This window comes from Mesonia sp. HuA40, from assembly GCF_008017835.1.
In the GTDB taxonomy this organism is placed as follows: Bacteria; Bacteroidota; Bacteroidia; order Flavobacteriales; family Flavobacteriaceae; genus Mesonia.
This window is the reverse complement of record NZ_VRLT01000011.1, coordinates 36,943-61,457: the sequence shown is the minus strand read 5'-3', so window position 1 is coordinate 61,457 and position 24,515 is coordinate 36,943. Positions and strand designations below refer to the sequence as shown.

Below are 24,515 nucleotides of genomic sequence, written 5' to 3'. Positions count from 1 at the left end.
ATTTAAGTTAATCCGTTATACTTTCTTAAAAACCATTCTAGACTTAGCAACAACACCCACAAAGCTAAAAGCCACTTGAATTCTATTAATTCTACTTTTTTAGTAAGCGTACGTTGTACTGGTTTGTATACATCTGTTTGAAGTAGTTTTGTTTTTAAAGATAAAAAATCTTCACTGTAATACAAGGTATCGCCAATCTTATTAAGTTCGCTTACTTGCGCATGGTTAAACTGCTCTTCTATATCAAAGGCAGTTACCACAAAATCACCAGTTTGTAAGCCATTTTCACCCTCTACTTGGGCGGTAAAAGTATAAGAACCAGGTGTTAGCGCTCCTAAATTGGTTACATAATTGCCATCTACATAATTTAGGCTGTAATTTTTTATAGACTCGTCTTCTTGTTTCACCACTCGAAGATTTATGGTAGCTTGAGCGTCTTCTCGGTAGTTTTTATCTACATACTGTGCCTGCATTCTAATGGGCTCGCCTTGATTAAAAACCGTCTTCATATCAACCTTAAGTCTTTCACCACGATTGTTATCGCCTAAAAATTGTATTATGTCGTTTATAAACAAATCGAATGCTTCAAAATTTGCTAAATCAGCGAAACTCTTTACACGCCACTGCCATAAATTTTCTCCAAAAACAAGTCCGATTCTACGTTGCCCACTATCCACAAAGTAAACTACAGGTTGCTGTGTAGCAACCCCGTTTATGTTTTGTTGCAATAAGGCCTGCCCCTTGCCCAAATTACTTATTTCGCCAAATTGATCGCTCAAAGGCGGATAATCTAAAAAATTGATTTTACTGGGTTGATACAATGAAAAGTTTTCATTCAATTGCGCTTGAAACTCCTCATTTTGATTGATTTTTAATTCTTTACGGAAAGAAGACTGAATCCCATTTAGAAAATTATAGTCTGTTTTTGTACCCCCAATCATTACATAATTTTTTTGAGTTTTATCTAAGTAATCAAATACCCATTTAAATTTTTGATTAGGTTGGTATAGAACAAAATTAGTGTATTCGCCTAAATCTTCTTGTTTTAGCTCATCGATTACTTTAATATGGGCTTGGCGTTGTTTATTGCTATTAATGCTTTTTTTAAGCGCTCCTAAATCTGGGTGCAAAAAACTGCTAAGAATTAACACCTTAGATTGCTGGTCGACCACTTCAATATAAAAATCTCTTTGGTTGTTTTGTATGTTTTTTTCTTGATTTATTGGAGTAATAGAGGCAGTATATTTATGTTTGCCTATACGCTTGGCTGGCAGCATAATCTCTACTTGTTCTCCCTGCTTATCGGCGCTAAAGCTCAGCTTTGTCTCGTGTACCACTCGTGTACCTTTTTTGATTAACAATTTAGACTGAATGCTAGCGTCTCCTTGATAGTTAACAAATATTTCTACAGGAAAACGTTGGTCTAAAAAAGCATACGGATTCACATTGAGCAAATCGATGTAAACATCGGCGTGTTGGGTGGTATCCCCTACCACCACCGGAAATATTTCGCTTTGGTATTTGCTGGCGGCATAAACAGGTGCTGTACCCTGAGTAGCGTTGCCATCGGTAATTAAAATAAGTGGAGAGTTGGATTCTGGGTATAATCGTGCAAGTTGCTTTAAAGCCTTCCCAGGATCACTTGCATTCCCCGAAAATTCCGGTGTTCTAGAAAAATGCAATTCTTCATCAAAGGTAAAAGATTTAACGTTAAATGCCTCTTTGATCTCTTGGTCTTGAAGTAATTCTTGTAAAAACCTTTTTGTTTGTTTTTCTCCCTTTAAAAAACGAACCGATTTAGAGTTATCGGAAACCACTACAAGATTTGGTTTTTCAATACGAACTTGGTTTTGTTCAAACTTGGGATTGATGAGTAAAATCAATCCTACCAATACCGTAAAAAAGCGTAAAACACTAAAATACTTCCAGTGTTTTACGCTTTTTTTCTTTCTAGGAAAATAATATAACCCCAATGCTGCTACAGCGCTTAGCAATACGGCTATTCCTAAAAATAATACGGAAATTAAGCTCATGCTTTTAGGTTAACATCCCGCCATCAACGTTGATAACTTGTCCGGTGATGTATGCACTCATATCAGACCCAAGGAAAACACATGCGTTTGCAATATCTTCGGGTGACCCACCTCTTTTTAAAGGTATAGCCTGTCTCCAACCCTCAACGGTTTTTTCATCTAATTTATCGGTCATTTCGGTTTCAATAAAACCAGGTGCGATCACGTTACTACGAATATTTCTGCTTCCTAACTCAAGGGCTATAGATTTCGAGAAACCAATCATTCCTGCTTTAGAAGCTGCGTAATTAGCTTGACCAGCATTTCCTTTCACACCTACTACAGAACTCATATTGATGATACTTCCTTTTCGTTGTTTCAACATAGTACGCTGTACCGCTTTGGTCATATTAAAAATAGACTTTAGGTTCACCTCAATCACCTTATCAAAATCTGCCTCGCTCATACGCATGAGCAGATTATCTTTTGTGATACCCGCATTGTTAACCAGAATATCTATACTATCAAATTCTTCATTAACTTGCTCTACCAGTTTTTGAGCCTCCTCAAAATTGGCTGCATTGCTTTGGTAAGCCTTGGCTTTTACACCTAAACTTTGTAATTCTTTTTCGAGTTCTTCGGCTGCTTGTTTTGATGAGCTATAGGTGAAAGCTACATTGGCGCCTTGTTGAGCAAAGGCTAAGGCAATACCTTTCCCTATACCACGACTTGCTCCTGTAACAATTGCGTTTTTACCTGCTAATAATTTCATTCTTTTTAAGTTTGTTTTATCTAAGTCATTTGCTAAATTCAGCAAAATACTTTGCTCAAATATAATAATCTATTTAAGTTTTTCAATAAAAAAACCCTGCTTTGTTTTAAGCAGGGTTTATTCTTTATTTCAGTTAAAAATTAGCCCATTACTTCAGCTACTTTTTTACCGATTTCTGCTGGTGAATCCACAACGTGAATCCCGCATTCTCTCATGATTTTCTTCTTAGCTTGAGCAGTGTCTTCACTACCTCCTACTATGGCACCTGCGTGACCCATTGTTCTACCTGCTGGAGCGGTTTCTCCAGCAATAAAGCCTACGATTGGTTTTTTAGAACCGCTTGCTTTGTACCATTTTGCTGCATCAGCTTCTAATTGACCACCAATCTCACCAATCATCACCACACATTTGGTATCATCATCATTGATTAATAATTCTACCGCTTCTTTGGTGGTAGTTCCAATAATAGGGTCTCCTCCAATACCAATAGCAGTAGTGATTCCTAGTCCTTCCTTTACCACTTGGTCTGCTGCTTCATAGGTTAAAGTACCTGATTTTGAAACAATTCCTACATTTCCTGGTTTAAAAACAAAACCTGGCATAATACCCACTTTGGCCTCACCTGGTGTAATAACTCCTGGACAGTTTGGACCTATAAGTCTACAATCTTTATCTTTGATATAATCTGAAGCCTTAATCATATCGGCTACAGGGATCCCTTCGGTTATAGTAATAATTACTTTAATTCCTGCATCAGCTGCCTCCATAATAGCATCGGCTGCAAATGCCGGCGGTACAAAAATAATACTAGTATCTGCATTCACTTCTTTTACCGCTTCTGCAACCGTATTGAATACTGGCTTATCTAGGTGCTTTTGCCCTCCTTTACCAGGAGTAACTCCTCCTACTACATTGGTACCATATTCTATCATTTGTTCGGCATGGAAAGTACCTTCACTCCCAGTGAAGCCTTGTACGATTATATTTGAATTCTTATTTACTAAAACACTCATAATTTGTTCTTGAATTTATTGTCTTGCAAATTTAACTTTTTACTTGAAACTCTAAAAGAAAATGACTTCTTTTTAAGGGACTGATTATACAGCCTATGAGTCAATTAGTTCAAAACACTCATTAACTCTAACTCGGTCACCAAATTCTGCTCAAATCTCGCTAACAGCATAAAGGTAGCTACAGGATCTACCTCATCTGGATTCTCAATAGTAGTCATCCAAAAAGTAAATTTACCTGCCACGGTATCTTCTTCTTCAATTAAATGAGAAAAATCGGCATTAAGCTCTTCATACGATTTGCCCATTTGCTCAATTTTATTTTGAAAGACTTCATACCCCAAGTGCTGCGTTCCTTGAGCACTCATCCATTTTATTTTAATTTCGGGAGCTAAAAATTCTTTCATCGCATCGGGATTTTTATAGAAAGAAGACTCTAATAATTGTTTGATACGTTGTTTTTTGTTTTTACTCATTGGATTTTACTTTTTTTGGGCTTGATAAATCTTTTAATGCTGCCATTTCTCGATAAGCTGTTCTTGTTTCCTTTGCTGGGGAACCGAAATAACTTTTACCCGCTTCTAGGTTTTTACCTACACCTGATTGCGCCATCACAACAGCTTTCTTTTTGATCACCACATCGCTTTTTACACCAACTTGACCCCATAAGGTAACCTCATCTTCTATCACCACACAACCGGCTATACCAGTTTGACTGGCAATTAGGCACTTCTTACCTATTCGAGTATCGTGACCTACGTGCACTTGATTATCTAATTTAGCACCTTGTTGAATAATAGTATCTCCAGATACACCTCGATCTATGGTACAAGATGCTCCAATATGTACATCGTTTTCTATGACAACCCTACCACCCGATAGAAGTTGATCAAAACCCTCTGGTCTATTTTTATAATAAAAAGCTGCGGCTCCCAGCACTGTGTTGGCGTGAATTTCTACGTTATCGCCAATTATGGTATGATCATAAATACTCACATTACTGTGAATTATACAGTTAGAGCCAATTTTTACGTGATTACCAATAAAAACATTGGGTTGGATAATGGTATTATTTCCTATTTTAGCGGTTGTACTTACCGAATCGTAAGATTTTTGAAAAGGCCTAAAGTGTTGGGTTAAGCGATTAAAATCTGTAAATGGATCTTTAGATATCAACAGCGCCTTACCTGCTGGGCAGTCTACTTTTTTATTTATTAGCACCACACTAGCTTGAGATTGCAATGCTTTATCGTAGTATTTAGGGTGATCTACAAAAACAATATCACCCGGAGTCACTACGTGAATTTCGTTGATACCGGTAATTTGAAATTCCGCATCGCCCACAAACTCTATGTCTAAAATAGAAGCTATTTGCGCCAAGGTGTAAGGCTTAGGAAACTGCATTACTTAATACGTTCTTTATAAGTGCCTTTTTCTGTCTCTATTTTAATAATGTCGCCTTCATTGATAAATAATGGGACATTTACTTCGGCTCCGGTTTCAACCGTTGCAGGTTTTGTGGCGTTTGTAGCCGTATTACCTTTAACCCCTGGTTCTGTAAAGGTCACTTTAAGTTCTACATGCGGAGGCATTTCAACCGAAAGTGGAGCGTTATCTTCTGTATTTATTAAAACGGTTACCACCTCTCCTTCTTTAAGTAATTTAGGAGCATCTAGTGCAGCTTCTAATAATCTAATCTGGGTGTAATCTTCGGTATTCATAAAGTGATAGAATTCACCGTCTTGATATAAAAATTGAAATTTATGCGTTTCTACACGCACTTCATCAATTTTATGCCCTGCCGAAAAAGTATTATCTAAGGTTTTCCCAGTAGTAACACTTTTAAGTTTGGTTCTTACAAAAGCTGGCCCTTTTCCTGGCTTTACGTGTAAAAACTCTACAATTTTATAAATATCGTGATTGTATCGAATACAAAGTCCGTTTCTAATATCGCTTGTTGTTGCCATAGTTTATTTTAATTTGAGAAATATCCTTTCATGATGCCTCGCTGTGAATTTTTAATGAATTCTAAAATATCATCGCGCTCTGGTGTGGCCTCCATTTCGGCTTCTATTATTGCCACTGCTTGAGAATTGTTATAATTTTTCTGATACAAAATTCTATAAATATTTTGTATCTCTCTGATTTTTTTTGTAGAAAACCCTCTTCTTCTTAAGCCAATCGAATTGATTCCTACGTAAGATAAAGGCTCACGTGCTGCTTTCACAAAAGGAGGAACATCTTTGCGTACTAAAGAACCACCGGTAATAAAAGCATGACTTCCTATTTTGCAAAATTGCTGTACTGCAGCCATACCAGCCAGTACAACGTGATCACCTACGGTAATATGCCCAGCTAAGGTACTGTTATTTGAAAAAATGCAGTTGTCGCCGACCACACAATCGTGAGCCACATGGCAATAAGCCATTATCCAGCAGTTCTCACCTATAACAGTTTTCATTCGGTCTGAGGTTCCTCTATTAATGGTAACGCACTCCCTAATAGTCGTATTGTCTCCGATAATCGTTAGCGTGTCTTCATCGTTAAATTTTTTATCTTGTGGAACAGCAGAAATAACCGCACCTGGAAAAATACTCACATTTTTACCAATTCTTGCGCCCTCCATTATGGTTACGTTAGATCCTATCCAACTGCCTTCTCCTATAACCACGTTGTTATGTATGGTTGTAAAAGGCTCAATCACAACATTCTTTGCTATTTTTGCTCCCGGATGTACGTATGCTAAGGGTTGATTCATAATCTTAAGATTCTTTAGATTTTACAATTTGTGCCATTAGTTCGGCTTCTGCACACAACTTACCGTTAGCATAGGCATAACCCTGCATATGGCAAATCCCGCGTCTTATGGGTGATATTAAGTCACATTTAAAAATTAGCGTATCGCCAGGCACTACTTTTTGCTTGAACTTAACATTATCTATTTTCATAAAATATGTCAAGTAGTTTTCAGGGTCGGGCACGGTGCTTAAAATTAATATCCCCCCAGTTTGGGCCATGGCCTCTACAATTAATACTCCTGGCATAACTGGCGCTCCAGGAAAGTGACCTTTAAAGAACTCTTCGTTCATGGTCACGTTTTTAACGCCAGTAACATGGGTTTCACTTAGTTCAAAAATTTTATCGATAAGCAGCATGGGCTGTCTATGCGGTAACATTTTCATGATTTGATTCACATCCATAAGCGGAGTGGTATTCAAATCGATTTTCGGAACCTTATTACGACGTTCTAATTTTATTTTCTTAGCTACCCTCTTTGCGAATTCGGTATTAATTTTATGGCCAGGCTTATTGGCGATTACCTTCCCTTTAATTGGTGTTCCTATTAAGGCTAAATCACCTATTACGTCTAATAATTTATGTCTTGCAGCTTCATTTGGGTGGTGTAAAGTAAGGTTGTCAAGAATACCATTAGGTTTTACCGATATGCTCTCTTTATTAAAAACCTGCTGCAACTTTCCCATAGTTTCTTTAGATAACTCCTTATCTACATACACAATAGCATTATTTAAATCGCCACCTCGTATTAGTCCGTTATCTAAAAGCATTTCGATTTCATGTAAAAAACTAAAAGTTCTTGAATCGGCTATTTCTTTTTTAAACTCTTTAATACTATCTATACTGGCGTTTTGGGTTCCTAAAACTTTGGTGCCAAAATCTACCATAGTAGTTACTTGATATTCTTCAGACGGCACAAGCATAATTTCACTACCAGTTTCTTCGTCTTTATAAGAAATAACTTCTTTTACGATATAGTACTCGCGCTCTTCTTCTTGTTCTTCTATTCCTGCTTCTTCTAAGGCCTCAACAAAATACTTTGAAGAACCATCCATAATAGGTGGTTCACTAGCGTTTAATTCTATTAACAAGTTATCTATTTGTAATCCCACACAAGCTGCTAACACGTGTTCAGAGGTAAGTATCTGCACCCCGTTTTTTTCTAACGAAGTTCCTCGCTGGGTATTGTTTACATAACTAGCGTCTGCCTCGATAAGCGGCTGACCTTCCAAGTCTTTACGCTTAAAAACGTACCCGTGACCTGCAGGAGCTGGTTTAAAAGTAAGCTCTACTTCTTTACCTGTATGCAAGCCCACTCCTTTTAGAGAAACTTCTCTTTTAATTGTTTGCTGTTTCATAGTAATTAAGGCTTAATCTTTAAGCTTTTTTTCAATTTCGTTAATTCTTTTTATAGTACTGGGTAAATTTTTAAAATGCACATAAGATTTATTAAAATCATTATAACCAAGTGCAGGCGAGCCTTGAAGCACCTCATCATCTTCAACGTTTCTACCTATACCTGTTTGAGCCTGTATCTTAACTCTATCGCCAATTTTAATATGCCCTACAATTCCTACTTGCCCCCCAATAAGACAATGCTTACCTATTTTGGTTGAACCAGCAATTCCTGTTTGGGCAGCAACAGCGGTATGTGCGCCAATCTCTACATTATGAGCAATTTGTATTTGATTATCAAGCTTAACCCCTTTACGGATAATTGTTGAACCTAAGGTTGCCCGATCAATGGTTGTTCCTGCACCAACTTCTACATTATCTTCTAAAATTACATTGCCTATTTGAGGTATTTTTTGATACTCTCCTTTTTCATCGGGAGCAAAACCAAAACCATCTGAACCAATTACAGCACCACCGTGTATTACACAATTTTCACCAATAACCGATTCTGAATATATTTTAGCTCCGGCAAAAACAATACTGTTATCGGCGATACGCACATTATCTCCTATATAGGCGTGCGGATAAATTTTTACCTTATCTCCTATTTGCACATTGTTACCAATATAAGCAAAGGCACCAATAAAAACTTCTTCACCATAACTCGACTGCTCACCAATAAAATGCGGCTCTTCAATTCCAGATTTACTTAACTTTACCTCATTATAATAGGCAAGCAACTGTGTAAATGCCTTGTATGCATCGTTTACACGGATTAAAGTAGCGCTCACTGACTTTTGCAGTTCAAGCGATTTATTCACAATACAAATACTAGCTTGTGTGGTATACAAGTAAGCTTCATATTTAGGATTAGACAAGAAAGTAAGACTTTCTTCTTCTCCTTCTTCTATTTTCGAAAGACTAGAAACTTCTACCAAGGGATTACCTTCGACTTCTCCTTCTAATATTTCGGCTATTTGTTGTGCAGTAAATTTCATTCTGACAAAAATATAAAAAATTGTTAATTTCTGATTATTTTGGATAACAGATATAGTATTTTAAAACCGGAGTAGCCAAAGCCTTTAAATTCAGTTGATCTGAAGCTTCGGTTACATCTTTTATCTTATGGTTTTTATACATAATCTTTATAGGGGCTTGGTGATTATCATAAGCCAAATTGCTGACCTTACCATGAAAAACAAAGTATTCCGCTTCATGTGCCGAAATACCATATTCCTGCATTAGGTTCTCTTTTTTGGCTGCCAATTTCTTTTTTCCAATGGATTTATTCTTCAGTTTCACCTTAAGCAAATCCCTATTCAATAGCATACTACAAAGATTTTGCAAGACAAAATCAGGGTGATCTTTCCAGGATTTCATTGCAGCCAAAACATCTATATCATCCAAATTACTAAATCGTTTCAAGACATCGGCATCAAAACTTGCGGTAGTAACTTGATGGTTCAAGAAAAAATGCAAAGCTTCACTGGCGTTTAATTTTTCGCCACGAGCCACCAATTCTTTTGCGCGTTTAAGCACACGAATTAACAGTTGCTCGGCTCCTAAACTGGTTTTGTGTAAATAAACCTGCCAGTACATCAGCCTACGAGCTACCAAAAATTTTTCTACCGAATAAATTCCTTTTTGCTCAATTACCAACTCATCATTGGCTACATTTAACATACTAATAATACGCTCGCTGTTTATGTTGCCCTCTGCTACACCGGTATAAAAGCTATCTCGCTTGAGGTAATCAAGTCGGTCAATATCCAGTTGACTTGCAATCAATTGTTTAAAAAACTTACGATGGTATTCACCTTTGAAAATTTTGATAGCCAGCGTTAAACTTTGGTTAAATTCTTGATTTAAAGCCTCCATAAAACGCAAGGAAATCCATTCGTGATCAATATTTTCTACGATTGAATGTTCCATAGCATGGGAAAAGGGACCGTGACCTATATCGTGTAACAGTATAGCAATAAGCAAGGCTTTCTCTTCTTCTTCATTTATGGCAACACCCTTAAAACGAAGCACTTCTATACTTTTTCGCATTAAATGCATGCAGCCTAAGGCATGATGAAATCTTGTGTGATGTGCACCTGGATAAACTAAATAAGACATACCCATTTGCGAAATTCTGCGCAAGCGTTGAAAGTACGGATGCTCTAAAATATCATAAATACCCTCATTTGGAATAGTAATAAATCCGTAAATTGGGTCGTTAAATATTTTAAGTTTGTTTGTATTGTTCAAGGAAACGATTTTAATTAAACGCAAATATACATATATGAATAAAATTAGCATACTTTGGATTGATGATGAAATTGATTTATTAAAACCTCATATACTGTTTTTAGAAAAAAAAGGATACCAAATCACTACCTGTCAAAGCGGGGCCGAAGCTTTAGAAGAAGTTGCTGTTCATAATTTTGACGTAGTGCTTTTAGATGAAAATATGCCTGGTATAACGGGATTAGAGACTTTATCTGAAATAAAATCGGTAAAGAGCAACTTACCGGTAGTTATGATTACCAAAAGTGAAGAGGAGTATATAATGGAAGAAGCCATTGGAGCCCAAATTGCCGACTACTTAATCAAGCCCGTAAATCCTAACCAAATCTTACTCAGTTTAAAAAAGATTTTAGATCATTCTAGGTTAATTTCTGAAAAAACCACAGCCAGCTACCAGCAAGAGTTTAGAAAAATTGCCATGGATATGAATATGATCAACTCCCACGAAGAATGGGTAGATTTATATAAAAAACTCGTGTATTGGGAACTGCAATTAGAACATATCGAGGACAGCGGGATGATTGAAATTTTAGAGTCTCAAAAAACTGAGGCCAACAATCAATTTTTTAAGTTTATTGATAAGAACTATAAAAACTGGCTAAGGGGTGAAGATGCACCAACCTTATCGCATACTTTGTTTCAACAGAGAATTGCTCCTATTTTAAGCAAAAAACAACCCACCTTGCTCATAGTAATAGACAACCTGCGCTACGATCAATTCAAAAGTATTGAGCCGCTAATAAACAAATATTTTAAAAAAATACAAGAAGACTCTTTTTATAGTATTCTTCCTACGGCTACTCAATATGCTAGAAATGCTTTGTTCTCTGGGCTCATGCCAGCCGATATGCAAAAGCTACATCCCGATTGGTGGCTTAATGACACCGACGAAGGAGGAAAAAACCTTTATGAAAAAGATTTTTTACAAGCACAAATGAAACGTTTAGGCTTAGACTTTGTCATGGACTATCACAAGATAACCAGTTTAAAAAGTGGTAAAAAGCTAGTTGAAGATTTTAAGCAATTAAAAAACAATGATTTGACGGCCGTTGTTTACAATTTTGTAGATATGCTATCGCACGCCAAGACAGAAATGGAAGTGATAAAAGAGTTAGCCTCAACCGATAAGTCGTACCGCTCTTTAACCGAAAGTTGGTTCAAGAACTCTCCTTTATTAGAAATGATTCAGCGCGCTCAACAAGAAAAGTTCCAGCTCATCATCACAACCGACCATGGAACCATTAATGCCAAAAACCCTTCAAAAGTTATTGGAGATAAAAACACCAGTTTAAATTTGCGTTACAAAACCGGCAAGAGTCTATCTTACCAAGATAAAGAGGTTATCGCGGTTAAAAACCCGAAAGAATTTGGTTTGCCTAGCATACATATGAGTAGTTCGTTTATTTTTGCCAAGTCTGATTATTTTTTCGCTTATCCTAATAATTATAATCATTATGTAAGTTATTACAGAAACACCTACCAGCACGGTGGTGTATCTTTAGAAGAAATGATTATTCCGTTTGCTGTTTTTTCACCCCGATAATTTAAACATTATGAATCTTACCTACACCTTTGAGAGCATAGATCAAATCGCCCAACAATTGATTGACAAAATTAAGCAGGAACCACTGCCTATTTTATTTGAAGGCGAAATGGGGGCTGGTAAAACCACCTTAATCAAAGCTATGGTTAAAGCATTAGATAGCCTGGATCGCGTTTCTAGCCCAACTTTTTCTTTGGTGAATGAATATCATTCTCCATCGGGACCTATATTTCATTTTGATTTTTACCGTATCAATCAAGAAGAAGAAGCTTATGATATTGGTTTCGAAGAATATTTAAACCAAGATTCTTGGTGCTTTATCGAATGGCCTCAAAAAATCACCAATTTATTACCTAAAAAACATTATCTTATAAAAATTATGAAAAAAAATGAATTTTCTAGAGTCCTAATTTTAAACAAAAAACAGTTAAATATGGTAAAGTAAACCATTAATAAAAGCTAGTTAACTCATTGACAGGCAGTTTTTTTTACAAAAAAAGTTTGCAAAGGTACGGCGAAGAAAATTCGTGGAAATAAGTTTTTTCTTCATAGATTTGTATCAACAAATCACAATAAAACTTATTAAAATGAAAATTAAAAACTTTATCTTCGTAGCAGTATCATTAGTATTTTTAGCAACATCTTGTACACCTCAAGCCATTGATGAACACACAACAGAAGACAACATTAAAGGACAAACCGAAACCACAACAATCGAAAAGAAAGATATTAAAATCCCTTCTAACGGGTAGTTATATTGCCTTAGCAGTAGCGGCAACTCCTTTTATATTTTACTCATACGAAAGTTTCCCAGATTCAAAAACTTGGGAAACTTTTCTTTTTACCTTTGAGAGCAATTATTATGAAAAGGTAAATGTGAGTATTTGGACCATGATGACCAAATTTATTCCGTTATTTCTTTTAGTCATTTGGTTTCTTACTTGCAAACATTGGTGGTATCACGTAATTCTCATCCCTACAGGGATGTTTTTATTTCAGCTTATAAGCGTGTTAAACGATGATTTAAGAATTACCGATGAAACCGAGCTCATTTATGTACTCCCTATAATGCTTGCCACCATTCCGCTTATTTATCTAATACGCGCTCGAATAATTACGCGCATCAACCCTACCAATCTCGATGAGCTTGAAGCGGATCTAATGCAAAAAAAAACAGTTTGGGAACAATTAAAAGATCTCTTTAGGTAGTTTTAATAATTATTGCTAGCTTTAGAACTAATAATACTTAAGCTATAATCTGTTATGAGTCAGCCCAATACGCCTTTTAGCCACTCCGAATTAATTCCGCAAGAAGAAACCCTTGAAATTCAAAAAAGGAAAGGTAAGTTATTTATAGGCCTACCGCGTGAAACCTCTTATCAAGAAAAAAGAATATGCTTAACTCCAGATGCGGTTGCGGCATTAACGGCACACGGGCACCGGGTTCTAGTTGAGCATAATGCAGGAGCAGACACTAATTTTAGCGATCAAGATTATTCTGAAGCAGGTGCCGAAATAACAAAAGATACCGCTAAGATTTTTGCTTGTCCAACCGTGCTTAAAGTTGAACCTCCCAGCCTTAAGGAGCTCAGTTATATGCAGCAAAACAGCACATTAATATCGGCTCTTCAACTAAAAACTTTAAATAAAAGTTATTTTGAAAAGTTAAAGGAGAAAAAAATTACAGCTTTGGCTTTTGAGTTTATTCAAGATCAAGACGATTCTTATCCGGCAGTTAAAGCGCTAAGTGAAATCGCAGGCACGGGAGCGGTTCTCATTGCATCAGAACTACTTTCGAAACCTAAAGGAAATGGTTTGTTATTCGGGAACATCAATGGCGTTCCACCAGCTGAGGTAGTGGTAATTGGAGCGGGTACAGTTGGCGAATTCGCCGGAAAAGCAGCGCTGGGATTAGGTGCTAATGTGCGATTTTTCGACAATTCTCTTACCAAGCTCAATGCGCTACAATATAAACTAAGTCGGCCATTAGCCACTTCTACCCTACAACCTAAATATTTACTAAAAGCTTTAAAACGGGCAGATGTGGTAATCACCGCAGTACGCGGAAATCATCGTGCCCCTATTATCATCAGCCAGACAATGGTCGAGCAAATGAAACCCGGATCGGTGATTATCGATGTGAGTATAGATATGGGTGGCTGTGTCGAAACCTCTGAAATCACCAGTCATGATAACCCTACCTTTATAAAACACGGTATTATACATTATGGAGTACCCAATATCCCGTCTAGATTTGCTCGAACGGCATCTATAGCATTAAGCAACATTTGCACCCCATATTTATTGCATATAGCTGAAAACGGAGGCCTAGAAAATACCTTGCGATGTGACAAAGGTTTAAAAAATGGTTTGTATTTTTACCACGGAATTTTAACCAATAGGTCTATAGCTAATTGGTTTGATTTACCTTATAGAGATATACATTTACTTATTTTTTAAATATGAAATTAATTACCCGTTTCGCCTATTATTCTGTCGGACTGTTTTTTGGCATCATCATTCTTATTTTCTTTTTTAGTGGTAAGCGAACCTCCTGCGACTATTCACCCAATGATAGAGTGCTTAAAAATATTCGACAAAAAAACTTGGTGTATAAAGCAGAGACTATAGAACAGCTTAGAGCTGCACAGATAGACACAGCCGATATGCGAAAAGTTTTTCAAATTGGAAATGTAGATTTTGGAGCGAGTAATACCAGTTTAGATTCTTGCAAACTCTATGTAATTGAAGCCGAAATTGAGCATAAAGAATTAAGAATTAAAGTTGAAAATTGTACCCATGAAGCTCGAATAATCGAGACAGAAATAAAATAAAAATAATCCAATTGTTTTATAATAATATACATGTTTTTTTTATCATTGTGAACTAAAATAAATGCTTAAGAAATATGAAAAGGGTCATTGTCGATTATAAGAAATTAACACCAGAAATACTGACTCTCCTGGTAAACAAGTACCCAGACGGGTATGATGATAAACACATTATTACCTTTAAAAATGCTAAAAATGAAACCGTAGAGGCAGTAGAGGTAAAAACCGAGGATGCCATCTATTTGGTTAAAGTTAGCACACGTCTAGAAAATACCATGGCCAATTTTGAGGAGGATGACTATGAAGATGAAGATTTTGACGAGCCTATTGTAGAGCTAGACAGTAATAACAAAAAAGTAATTGACGATGCTGAGTTGAAAGAAGAGTTTTCTGATGATGATGAAGAAGAATAATTATTCTACATAAATAGAAAGCCACCAATTGAGGTGGCTTTTTTTATTTTACTTCTATCGGCTTTGAACGAGATAACCATAAGTACTGGTAACACCACATTAAAGTAAAAGTTGGCAGTACATCTGTATATGGTAAAATCTCCTCTAAAAAAACTATGGCAGCTGCCCATTTACCTTTTGTTCCGGGATACATCTCGGTCATTTTTTTAGCAGCAACTGGCGCCCATACAATATCCAAAAAAGGGCCAATACCCGGTATAAGCATACTTAACATTCCGATTCCGTCAAAAAGCAAACTTTTTATTAGTAGCTTTTTTTTATTTTTTTGATCTATCATAATTGGAAAAATTCAAAAACTATACCAGTTTAATTATCCTTTAAAAGATGAGCAAATTGATTTCTTAAAACTTTTATTTTTGGATCAATGATATATTGGCAATACGGCTGATTTGGAAAACGATTGTAAAAATTATAATGTTCTTCTTCTGCAGGATAAAAACCAGAAAAAGGCGTCACCTCTGTAACAATTTTACCCTCAAAAACCTGCTTGTCTAAATACTTAATATATTGCTGGGCTATTTCTTTTTGTTCAGATGAATGATAAAAAATAGCACTACGGTATTGTGTACCCACATCATTACCTTGTCGATTTAGGGTAGTAGGATCATGGGTGCTAAAGAATACGGCTAAAACATCTTTAAGGCTTAAAATTGTGGGATCAAAATAAAGCTGAATAGCCTCGGCGTGTCCAGTTCTACCCTGCACCACTTCGCGGTAAGGCGGATTTTTTATCTTACCTCCACTAAAACCCGAAACCACCTTCTCAACTCCCTTTAATCGTTGAAAAACCGCCTCTGTACACCAAAAGCAACCGTTGGCTAAAGTAATAACCTCTTGTGTCATATTTTTAAAGCTTTTCCTTAAGTTTGTGCCTCGTTTAGCACAATTCAATTATTTTAGCTAAATATATTAGTTTTTAAATTTAGTCCATGATACAAGTTCATAATTTACATAAATTTTATGATGATTTTCACGTATTGAATGCTGTAGATTTACAAGTTCAAGCCGGCGAAATAATATCTATTGTAGGTGCTTCTGGAGCAGGAAAAACCACATTATTGCAAATTTTAGGAACACTTGACAAACCAGCTAAAAAAGAAGATACTACGATAATAATAAACGGAATAAAAATCCTTGAGCTTAGTAAAAAAGAGTTAGCGGCTTTTAGAAATGAGAATATAGGCTTCATTTTTCAATTTCATCAATTATTACCAGAATTCACCGCTTTAGAAAATGTTTGTATCCCTGGATTTATAAAAGGAACCCCTAAAAATCAGCTAGAAAAGCGCGCATTAGAATTATTAAGTTTTCTTGGTTTAAAAGACAGGGCGAACCACAAACCCTCTGCAATGAGCGGAGGCGAACAACAGCGGGTAGCGGTTGCCCGCGCTTTAATCAACAACCCTCCTGTTATTTTGGCCGATGAACCCTCTGGAAACTTAGATTCGGAGTCGGCTGATAATTTACACCAATTGTTCTTTAAATTGAGAGAGGAGTTTGGACAAACTTTTGTAATTGTAACGCACAATCGAGAACTTGCCGATATGGCCGACAGAAAATTAACTATGGTAGATGGCGCAATTGTGTAATCAAGCTAAACATAAAGCTTACGCGGATTTAGTTCTAGTGCAAATCTCCATTTCTTAAATAACTTTCCTGTACGGTATTTATCAAAAACCAAAATTAACAAGAGTATAATTAGGCCTCATTGGTAAAATTTAAATTTTTACAATCAAAATAATCGGCTTTAAAGCCATAAATTGTGGTAATAATTTATCTTACTTTTTTGAAAATTTTAATTAGGTATTTAAAATTGAGCCCTTTAATTGTTTAAATCAAAGTGGAATTTTTAAAATTAATCGATGAACAAACAAGACTTGAAAGACTTTTTAAATGCGAAAGCCGAATATTACGAACAACCCGATTTTATTGAAACCGACCCAATTGCCATTCCGCATCAATTCAATAAAAAAGAAGATATAGAAATTAGCGCGTTTTTGGTTGCAACAATCGCTTGGGGAAATCGTAAAAGTATAGTAAAAAACGGATTTAGAATGAATGAGCTTTTACAAGAGTCGCCATTCGATTTTGTGATGAATCATCAAGAAACCGATTTAAAAGACCTTTTAAACTTTAAACACCGTACCTTCAATGGTGAAGACTTTATATTTTTTATCAAGTCTTTACAAAATATTTATAAGCACCATGGCGGTTTACAAAAGGTTTTTGAAAATCAAAATCCAATGCCACACGGTATTCACCAATTTAAAGCATTATTTTTTAGTATTCCGCACTTAAAAAGAACGCAAAAACATGTGAGTGATCCTTTAAAAAATTCAGCTGCAAAGCGTATAAATATGTTTTTAAGGTGGATGGTAAGACCCTCAGATAAAGGAGTGGATTTTGGATTATGGCAGGGCTTAAAACCAGCGCAATTGTCTTGCCCATTAGATGTACATTCGGGAAACGTTGCAAGAAAATTGAACCTTTTAAAACGTAAGCAAAATGATTTAAAAGCAGTACAAGAATTAGATCACGCCCTTCGAAAATTAGATCCCATTGACCCAGTAAAATATGATTTTGCCTTATTTGGACTAGGAGTTTTTGAGAAATTCTAATATTAGCAACAATCCAAGTATTTGTTTTTTATATTTACTAAAATTTTAGTTTAAGCCCAAATCGCTTTATGAGCAAAAGCAAGGTAAAAGAAGTTAGAAGGTTAGAGTCGTTAAAAACCTATGATATAATCAATAGTCCCGATGAGCAGTCTTATAATGAGTTGACTCGGCTAGCGGCTACTTTATGTCAAATGCCCGTATCTTTTATTTCATTTATAGACGAGGACAAGCAATGGTTTAAATCTTTTTATGGTTTAAATATAAAACAAACACCTAAAGAAGACTCCTTTTGTAAATTTACAATTTCTCAAAACCGAGATTTTTTTGAAGTATCCAATACGTTCAAAGACAATCGCTTTATCAACAATCCTTTTGTGCAGCAAAAAGAAAGTCCTATCCGCTATTACTTTGGTATAAAGTTGTACGATAAAAAACAAAATGTTTTAGGCACCCTATGCGTGGTAGATTTTAAACCAAATTCTTTAAGTGCTTCTAGAAAACAATCTATGCGCTATTTGGCCAATCAAGTGATGAATTTACTGGAGCTCAGAAAAAGTTTGCAATCTTTAAATGGCATAAAAAAGTCGCTAGAACAAAAAAATAAAGAACTTAAACAGTTCGCCAACCAAGTGAGTCACGATATTAAAATGCCTTTAGCCAATATTGTACTAACCATAGATTTGCTCAAGGCAAAATATCAAGAAAACATCGATGATACGGGTAAAAATTATTTAAATTACCTAAAATCATCAGGCTTAAAGTTAAGTGCGTATACAGAAAGAGTATTGTCTTATTATGCCCGCGAAGAAGAGGCGCATAACGAGATGCAAATTGTTGATTTTAATTATCTGCTAGAGGATATTATCGATCTGCTACAAATCAATCAGCCATGCGAGATTAACATTCCCGAAAAAAACACCCAAATACTAACCAATAAGGTTCTATTAGAGCAGATTTTACTGAATTTGTTAGGCAACAGTTTAAAGTATAACGACAAGCCTAAGATCGTGATTGATATAAAAATTAAAGAAGACGATTTGAATTATTTGATTACAGTAACCGATAATGGAATGGGAATCGCGACAAACAAACAAAAAGATGTTTTTAAGTTGTTTTTTACTGAAGAGAAACAAGACCGAAATGGCAATAAAGGCACCGGAATAGGCTTACCAACTGTACAAAAACTAGTCAAGCAATTAGGTGGAGAGGTATGTTTAGAATCTGAAGAAAATAAATACACTAGCGTTAGTTTTACTTTAAAAAAAGTGATAGATAATGGTATTTAAAAATATAGCCGTTTTGTACGGGTTATTCCTACTGCTTATTCCCATTTTTATTCATCTTTTTCAGTTTAGAAAATTTAAAAGTATACCCTTTACTAATGTTGCTTTTCTAAAAAAAATTGAGTTGCAATCAAGAAAAAGCTCTCAATTAAAAAAATGGTTGGTATTGCTTTTAAGGCTTTTTATGCTATCGGCTATAATTTTAGCTTTTGCTGAACCATTTATTCCAGCTAAAACAAAAAAGTACGAAGACCAACCCCTTTATGTTTATTTAGACAATTCACTAAGTATGCAACAAAAACACCAGGGATTAAGTCTATTTGAACAAGCCAAACAAGAATTGCTTCAGAACTTACCAAAAGATAAAACCTTTAATCTGGTTACCAACAACCAAACTTATGTCAACATAAATTTAAATGAGTTTCAAGAAGAGTTATTTGATTTAGAATATAGTCCCTTTCAGCCTCAATTTGAAGAAGTTTATTTAAAAGTAGAAAGTTTACAAGAAGACCATAAACTTCCGTTTACCTTCTTAATGTTAAGCGATGGTTTATACCCTTCTAATAATTTCGAATCTTTTACAGGAAAGACAACCGACCTTCATTGGGTTGATTATCAAACCGAAAGGCTTGACAACGTAAGGGTAGATACAGCCTTTGTTAAGCAAAATAGTAATGAAACACTAAATTTATGGGCTAGCTTTAGCGCAAACGCTACAAATGATCAACCCATAAGTGTAAGTGTTTATGATGACAACAAATTATTAGGCAAAAGCACCTTAATTTTTAAAGATAGTTTAAAGCAAACCTTGCAATTCAATATAAATCAGAACAGCATACAAAAAGGTCGAATTGAGGTAGACCAAAATGATCTGGCATATGACAATTATCTTTATTTCACTAAACAAAAAGCTCAACCCATAAACATTGTGAGTATAAATTCGGTTAGCGATGATTTTTTAAAACATATCTTCTTAAACGATTCCGAATTTTCTTACTATAACTTTACTTTAAACACTATTGACTATAAAGTATTACAAGAAGCTGACCTAATTGTACTTAATGAAATAAAAGGTATTCCTACCGCCTTATTGGGTCATTTAAAGACGCACGTTAACAAAGAAAAGCAATTGATTTTTATTCTACCCGACGAGCCAATCGATGAAAATTTAAGACAATTTTCAAAAGCTCAAGGAATACCTATCAAGAATTTAAAGAAAAACGAATTAAAAATCGCAAAAATAAACTACGAGCACCCGCTATTAAAAGATGTTTTCAAACAGAAAACAACCAATTTTGACTACCCAAAGGTTAGCTCATCTTACAGTTTAGGGGGGATTCAAGATAAAATAATCAGTTTTTCAACAGGCGAACCTTTTCTTGTAAAGAAAAAAAATGTGTATGCCTTTGCTGCGGCTTTTAATAAAGAAAATTCTAATTATAAACGCTCACCACTCATTGTGCCCAGCTTATATACTATCGCAAAAAATAGCGGTTCACAAGAGGTCTTGTACCATACTACATACACTAATCAAGAAATTCGTTTGCCTTACAGTTTAGAAAAAGATCAAATTGTTCAATTAATTCATCCCCAAGAAAGCTTTATACCTCGCCAACGCATTTTTGATGACTACTTGCAAATATCGCTGAATCAAGAACCTTACTTTGCCGGTTTTTATAAGCTTTTAAAAGGGAAAGATACACTCAGACGGTTGGCTTTCAACCATCGGCGAACAGAGTCTAAACTAACTAAAAGTGAATCTAAAACTTTTGAAACTTTTAAAAAACACAAATCTGTAGCCGATTTTACATATTTGGTAAATAAACAAAGTGAGGAACAAAAACTTTGGAAATGGTTTATTATTTTTGCCTTGCTGTTTTTACTGATAGAAACTTTGCTTTTAAAACGCCTCAAATAACTATGAGAAAAATAATTCTTAAGGCTGTACGCATAATAGACGCAAACTCCAAACACCATCAAAGCGTTCAGGACATTTTAATAGAAAATGAAATCATTATTAAAATTGATCATAGCATTGAGGACTCCGAGGCACAATTGATAGCCATTGAAGACTTACACTTATCTCCTTCTTGGTTTGATCCTAGTGTTTCTTTTGGTGAACCTGGTTTTGAAGACCGAGAAACTTTGGTAAATGGAATTAAAACAGCGGGCCTTAGCGGATTTGCCCAAATTGGCTTAAATCCCAATACTAACCCAGTAACCGATACTCAAACTGGCATTCGCTTTGCACAACAATATAACTCCTCACAAGCGGTTGAGGTATTTCCTTTAGGCGCTTTAACCAAAGAGGCAAAAGGTAAAGATTTGGCTGAGTTATTTGAAATGCAACAAGCCGGAGCCATTGCTTTTACAGACTATAAACAACCTATTGAAAACCCCAATATCCTAAAAATTGCACTTCAATACGCACAAGGATTTGGTGGTCTTGTTCAATCATACCCCTTAGAAATACAAATAGCGAGAGAAGCCCAAGTACACGAAAGTTTAAATAGCCTGCAATTGGGGTTAAAAGGAATACCCGCATTTGCAGAAGAAATACAAATAAAAAGAGACCTAGCCATTTTGGCTTACACAGGCGGTAAATTACACATCCCCTTTGTATCTACAAAAAATGCCCTTAAATTAATTGAAGAAGCTAAAGCGGATGGTCTTCAAGTGACCTGTGGAGTTGCAATACACCAATTGTTTTACAATGATGCCGTTTTACACGAATTTGATACGGCAAAAAAAGTTATGCCGCCATTACGCGATGAAGAAGATCGGTTGGCGCTGGTTGCGGGAGTAGAATCTGGCATTATAGATTGCGTTAGCTGCGACCACCTACCTCGCACACCCGAAGAGAAACAGGTAGAATTTGAGCATGCGCTACCGGGTAGTATCGGTTTAGAGTCAGCTTTTGGAGCGTTAAACCGTTTATTTGGACTCGAAAAAACTATTAGCCTTCTCACTCAAAGCAGAAAAGTATTTCAACTAGAAGAATATAGTATTCAAGAAGGGCAAAAAGCCTCCTTAAGCTTATTCTTACCAAATGAGAATTATACATTTTCTGAGCACGACGTAATTAGCAGCAACAAAAACAGTATTTTTTACGGCGAAAAATTAAAGGGAAAAGCTATAGGTGTAATACACAACAATCAATTATTGCTAAAACAATTATGAAAACAGATGCAAATAAAGATAAAGGTAAAAATACAGCTATTATCAGCTATATCACTTTTGTTGGCGGATTAATTGCCTTGTTCATGAACGCCGAAGAAAAAAATAAATTTGCCAGTTTTCATATTCGGCAGGCTATTGGTTTACACCTCTTACAAATTTCTGTATTTATAATCATTAGCGGATTTAATAATTTAGTATTCATTTTCCCTTTCTGGATTTTGTTCTTCGTTTTGTGGTTCTATGCATTTTTAGGAGCCGTTCAAGGAAGACGTGTACTCATACCTCTAGTGGGTAATTATTTTCAAAACTGGTTTAAAACTATAGCACCATGACAACAAAAGATTTATGTTTAAAGCATCTTGTGAGACCATCAAGTTTAAGCACCCCCGCTCCCACTATTATTATGCTGCATGGCTATGGGAGCAACGCAGAAGATTTGTTTAGTTTTTCACCAGAACTAGACGAGCGCTACCTTATTCTATCGGTTCAAGCTCCTTTAGACATGGTTCCCTATGGTCACGCTTGGTACGAAATAAATTTTGACGCCAATCAAAACAAATTTACCAATGATGAGCAAGCTGTTGCTTCAAGAGAATTGGTTCATCAATTTATTGAAGAAGCACTGGAGGCTTACCCGGTTAATCCTCAAGAAATAACGCTTCTGGGTTTTAGTCAAGGAGCGATTTTAAGTTATGCTACCGCATTGTCGTACCCCGGATTAGTAAAAAATGTGATAGCTTTAAGCGGATATATTCACGAACCTATTATAAAATCCGCAACGACGCAAGAGAATATAGTTGAAATATACGGTTCGCACGGGAGCGTTGATCAGGTTATTCCGGTTAGCTGGGCCAGAAAAAACAAAGATTATCTAGCCCAAAAAAACATTGTTTATACGTATTCTGAATTTCCAGTGGGTCACGGTGTTTGCCCGCCAAATTTTCAAGAATTTAAGCAGTGGTTAACGCAACGCACCAATTGGAATTAATTAGCGTAAAGCAAGCCGTTGTTCATCTCAATATCAATTGTCTGATCTTCATTGATAAAATAATTGAGTAGCACCTCACCCCAATAAGTGCCATCGGTAAACTCGGCAATTACCCATTTATGGTTTAAAACTTTCACACTATTAATGCGCATAACTCCGTTTAAACCTTGGTAAGGAACGTATGGGTTATCTTGATCTATAGCATTAGCCCCAACAATTTTCTGTTCAAGCAATTGAGCAAGTTCTGTAGCTTCAAAGCCTAAATCTTCAACGTACATTCTAGCTTTGTCATTGCTTTGCAGAGTGAATCGTTCTTGATGTGCTGTTTGCAAATTCATTATTGAATCTCGCAAAAGCAGAGCTTCATCTCTTTCATCTTTCAGTTCTGTGATTTTCAAATTAAGGCGTTCAAAAGTTTTCTTAGAATTGGTATATTGAAAAATAACAAATAACAAGGTGAACAAAAAAAGATAAAGAAAGATACTTTTTCTCATAATAATCAAAGAGTTAATTTAAGGTTATCGTAAGCCAAATGAACATTTTCGGGTAATTCGCATTCGACTTCATCGTGAAAGCCAAGCAAATGGCTAATATGGGTTAAATAGGCTTTTTTGGGTTTTAATTCTTCTATAAGCGCCAGAGCTTCTTCTAGATTTAAATGAGAAGGGTGTGGCTCTCTTCGTAAGGCATTTAAAATTAATACATCTAAATTTTTTAACTTTTGCTTTTCGGTAGTGCTAATGGTTTTTGCATCGGTGATATAAGCCATATTATCAACCCTGAACCCAAAAATGGGTAAAGTATTGTGCAACACTTCAATGGGGGTCACTTGCTTGCCTGCCACTTCAAAAGGCTTATTCATAATTTCATTAATATTAACACTGGGCGCTCCTGGATATCTATTATGACTTTCAAAAACATAGTCAAAACGTTTTTTTAAAGCTTTTATCACCCTTTCGCTAGCATATAAATTTATATCTCCTTGTTTAAAATAAAATGGACGTACATCATCTAGCCCAATGATATGATCATTATGCTCATGGGTATATAAAATACCGTCAAGTTGTTCGACATTTTGGTTAAGCATTTGCTGCCTAAAATCTGGACCGCAATCAATTACAAAAGTGTAGGTGTCCCATTCTAACAGCAAACTTACCCGTAAACGTTTATCTTTTGGATTTTGACTTAAACATACAGGATGTTTACTACCGATAATGGGTATACCTTGAGAAGTTCCAGTACCAAGAAAAGTAATTTCCAAAATATTTTTTAAACACAAATGTAGGGATATTTTTTTGTTTAAAAAGCAATTGTTTACCTTT

Annotated in this window: 27 protein-coding genes; 13 read left to right on the top strand and 14 right to left on the bottom strand. The window is 35.6% G+C overall.

What is annotated here, in order from left to right; translation table 11 throughout:
- Nucleotides 1-2 precede the first annotated feature (2 nt).
- The 10 genes from FT993_RS01575 to FT993_RS01530 form a co-directional block, all read right to left on the bottom strand.
- Nucleotides 3-2,033: a hypothetical protein gene (locus FT993_RS01575; protein ID WP_147860787.1), complete on the bottom strand. Its 2,031-nt coding sequence runs from the start codon at nt 2,031-2,033 to the stop codon at nt 3-5.
- Between the two features lie 4 nt (nt 2,034-2,037).
- A complete protein-coding gene (gene fabG, locus FT993_RS01570; protein WP_147860786.1) occupies nt 2,038-2,784 on the bottom strand; it encodes a 3-oxoacyl-[acyl-carrier-protein] reductase in 747 nt (248 codons plus the stop codon).
- A gap of 140 nt (nt 2,785-2,924) precedes the next feature.
- Entirely contained in the window at nt 2,925-3,797 is an 873-nt protein-coding gene (gene sucD / locus FT993_RS01565; RefSeq protein WP_147860785.1) for a succinate--CoA ligase subunit alpha, read from the bottom strand.
- A gap of 104 nt (nt 3,798-3,901) precedes the next feature.
- Nucleotides 3,902-4,270: a nuclear transport factor 2 family protein gene (locus tag FT993_RS01560; protein WP_147860784.1), complete on the bottom strand. Its 369-nt coding sequence runs from the start codon at nt 4,268-4,270 to the stop codon at nt 3,902-3,904.
- Nucleotides 4,263-5,198 (bottom strand): UDP-3-O-(3-hydroxymyristoyl)glucosamine N-acyltransferase, encoded by a 936-nt coding sequence (locus FT993_RS01555; protein ID WP_147860783.1) that lies wholly within the window; start codon nt 5,196-5,198, stop codon nt 4,263-4,265. The genes FT993_RS01560 and FT993_RS01555 overlap by 8 nt, the downstream gene beginning before the upstream one ends.
- On the bottom strand, nt 5,198-5,761 hold the full coding sequence (gene efp / locus FT993_RS01550; RefSeq protein ID WP_147860782.1) for an elongation factor P: 564 nt from the start codon (nt 5,759-5,761) through the stop codon (nt 5,198-5,200). The genes FT993_RS01555 and efp overlap by 1 nt, the downstream gene beginning before the upstream one ends.
- A gap of 8 nt (nt 5,762-5,769) precedes the next feature.
- Complete coding sequence (gene lpxA, locus FT993_RS01545) at nt 5,770-6,552, bottom strand: acyl-ACP--UDP-N-acetylglucosamine O-acyltransferase (RefSeq protein ID WP_147860781.1); 783 nt, start codon at nt 6,550-6,552, stop codon at nt 5,770-5,772.
- Between the two features lie 4 nt (nt 6,553-6,556).
- Nucleotides 6,557-7,948, bottom strand: a complete 1,392-nt coding sequence (locus tag FT993_RS01540; protein ID WP_147860780.1) for a bifunctional UDP-3-O-[3-hydroxymyristoyl] N-acetylglucosamine deacetylase/3-hydroxyacyl-ACP dehydratase — start codon at nt 7,946-7,948, stop codon at nt 6,557-6,559.
- 12 nt (nt 7,949-7,960) lie between these two features.
- Nucleotides 7,961-8,983 (bottom strand): UDP-3-O-(3-hydroxymyristoyl)glucosamine N-acyltransferase, encoded by a 1,023-nt coding sequence (gene lpxD, locus FT993_RS01535; RefSeq protein WP_147860779.1) that lies wholly within the window; start codon nt 8,981-8,983, stop codon nt 7,961-7,963.
- 34 nt (nt 8,984-9,017) lie between these two features.
- Nucleotides 9,018-10,238: an HD domain-containing protein gene (locus FT993_RS01530; RefSeq protein WP_187240730.1), complete on the bottom strand. Its 1,221-nt coding sequence runs from the start codon at nt 10,236-10,238 to the stop codon at nt 9,018-9,020.
- A gap of 34 nt (nt 10,239-10,272) precedes the next feature.
- Between FT993_RS01530 and FT993_RS01525 the strand changes: the two genes are divergently transcribed.
- The 6 genes from FT993_RS01525 to FT993_RS01500 all read left to right on the top strand — a co-directional run bounded on the left by FT993_RS01525 (nt 10,273) and on the right by FT993_RS01500 (nt 15,064).
- Nucleotides 10,273-11,820, top strand: a complete 1,548-nt coding sequence (locus FT993_RS01525) for a response regulator (protein ID WP_147860777.1) — start codon at nt 10,273-10,275, stop codon at nt 11,818-11,820.
- A 10-nt stretch (nt 11,821-11,830) separates the two neighbouring features.
- The gene (gene tsaE / locus FT993_RS01520) at nt 11,831-12,265 is read left to right on the top strand and encodes a tRNA (adenosine(37)-N6)-threonylcarbamoyltransferase complex ATPase subunit type 1 TsaE (RefSeq protein ID WP_147860776.1); all 435 of its coding nucleotides are present in this window, start codon (nt 11,831-11,833) and stop codon (nt 12,263-12,265) included.
- A gap of 218 nt (nt 12,266-12,483) precedes the next feature.
- The gene (locus tag FT993_RS01515; RefSeq protein WP_255504390.1) at nt 12,484-13,029 is read left to right on the top strand and encodes a hypothetical protein; all 546 of its coding nucleotides are present in this window, start codon (nt 12,484-12,486) and stop codon (nt 13,027-13,029) included.
- A gap of 54 nt (nt 13,030-13,083) precedes the next feature.
- Nucleotides 13,084-14,280 carry an alanine dehydrogenase gene (locus FT993_RS01510; RefSeq protein WP_147860775.1) on the top strand — a complete coding sequence of 399 codons (1,197 nt, stop codon included), beginning with the start codon at nt 13,084-13,086 and terminating at the stop codon, nt 14,278-14,280.
- A gap of 2 nt (nt 14,281-14,282) precedes the next feature.
- Nucleotides 14,283-14,654 carry a hypothetical protein gene (locus FT993_RS01505; RefSeq protein WP_147860774.1) on the top strand — a complete coding sequence of 124 codons (372 nt, stop codon included), beginning with the start codon at nt 14,283-14,285 and terminating at the stop codon, nt 14,652-14,654.
- Nucleotides 14,655-14,728: 74 nt separating this feature from the next.
- Nucleotides 14,729-15,064, top strand: coding sequence for a hypothetical protein (locus tag FT993_RS01500; protein WP_147860773.1), 336 nt, complete (start codon nt 14,729-14,731; stop codon nt 15,062-15,064).
- A gap of 43 nt (nt 15,065-15,107) precedes the next feature.
- On the opposite strand, the gene FT993_RS01495 is transcribed toward FT993_RS01500, so the two are convergent.
- The gene (locus tag FT993_RS01495) at nt 15,108-15,401 is read right to left on the bottom strand and encodes a hypothetical protein (protein ID WP_147860772.1); all 294 of its coding nucleotides are present in this window, start codon (nt 15,399-15,401) and stop codon (nt 15,108-15,110) included.
- Between the two features lie 29 nt (nt 15,402-15,430).
- Nucleotides 15,431-15,967: a peptide-methionine (S)-S-oxide reductase MsrA gene (msrA, locus tag FT993_RS01490; protein ID WP_147860771.1), complete on the bottom strand. Its 537-nt coding sequence runs from the start codon at nt 15,965-15,967 to the stop codon at nt 15,431-15,433.
- A gap of 86 nt (nt 15,968-16,053) precedes the next feature.
- Between msrA and FT993_RS01485 the strand changes: the two genes are divergently transcribed.
- The 7 genes from FT993_RS01485 (at nt 16,054) to FT993_RS01455 (ending at nt 23,193) form a co-directional block, all read left to right on the top strand.
- Complete coding sequence (locus tag FT993_RS01485; RefSeq protein ID WP_147860770.1) at nt 16,054-16,713, top strand: ABC transporter ATP-binding protein; 660 nt, start codon at nt 16,054-16,056, stop codon at nt 16,711-16,713.
- Between the two features lie 273 nt (nt 16,714-16,986).
- The gene (locus tag FT993_RS01480) at nt 16,987-17,742 is read left to right on the top strand and encodes a TIGR02757 family protein (protein ID WP_147860769.1); all 756 of its coding nucleotides are present in this window, start codon (nt 16,987-16,989) and stop codon (nt 17,740-17,742) included.
- A 68-nt stretch (nt 17,743-17,810) separates the two neighbouring features.
- A complete protein-coding gene (locus FT993_RS01475) occupies nt 17,811-19,028 on the top strand; it encodes a GAF domain-containing sensor histidine kinase (protein ID WP_147860768.1) in 1,218 nt (405 codons plus the stop codon).
- The gene (locus FT993_RS01470) at nt 19,018-20,943 is read left to right on the top strand and encodes a BatA domain-containing protein (protein ID WP_147860767.1); all 1,926 of its coding nucleotides are present in this window, start codon (nt 19,018-19,020) and stop codon (nt 20,941-20,943) included. The genes FT993_RS01475 and FT993_RS01470 overlap by 11 nt, the downstream gene beginning before the upstream one ends.
- Nucleotides 20,944-20,945: 2 nt before the next feature.
- Nucleotides 20,946-22,205, top strand: a complete 1,260-nt coding sequence (locus tag FT993_RS01465) for a dihydroorotase family protein (RefSeq protein ID WP_147860766.1) — start codon at nt 20,946-20,948, stop codon at nt 22,203-22,205.
- Nucleotides 22,202-22,537 (top strand): hypothetical protein, encoded by a 336-nt coding sequence (locus FT993_RS01460; protein ID WP_147860765.1) that lies wholly within the window; start codon nt 22,202-22,204, stop codon nt 22,535-22,537. The genes FT993_RS01465 and FT993_RS01460 overlap by 4 nt, the downstream gene beginning before the upstream one ends.
- Nucleotides 22,534-23,193 carry an alpha/beta hydrolase gene (locus FT993_RS01455; RefSeq protein ID WP_147860764.1) on the top strand — a complete coding sequence of 220 codons (660 nt, stop codon included), beginning with the start codon at nt 22,534-22,536 and terminating at the stop codon, nt 23,191-23,193. The genes FT993_RS01460 and FT993_RS01455 overlap by 4 nt, the downstream gene beginning before the upstream one ends.
- On the opposite strand, the gene FT993_RS01450 is transcribed toward FT993_RS01455, so the two are convergent.
- Complete coding sequence (locus FT993_RS01450; RefSeq protein WP_187240729.1) at nt 23,190-23,591, bottom strand: hydrolase; 402 nt, start codon at nt 23,589-23,591, stop codon at nt 23,190-23,192. The two genes, FT993_RS01455 and FT993_RS01450, sit on opposite strands and share 4 nt — an antisense overlap.
- A gap of 101 nt (nt 23,592-23,692) precedes the next feature.
- Complete coding sequence (locus FT993_RS01445; RefSeq protein ID WP_147860762.1) at nt 23,693-24,454, bottom strand: MBL fold metallo-hydrolase; 762 nt, start codon at nt 24,452-24,454, stop codon at nt 23,693-23,695.
- Nucleotides 24,455-24,515: the final 61 nt, after the last annotated feature.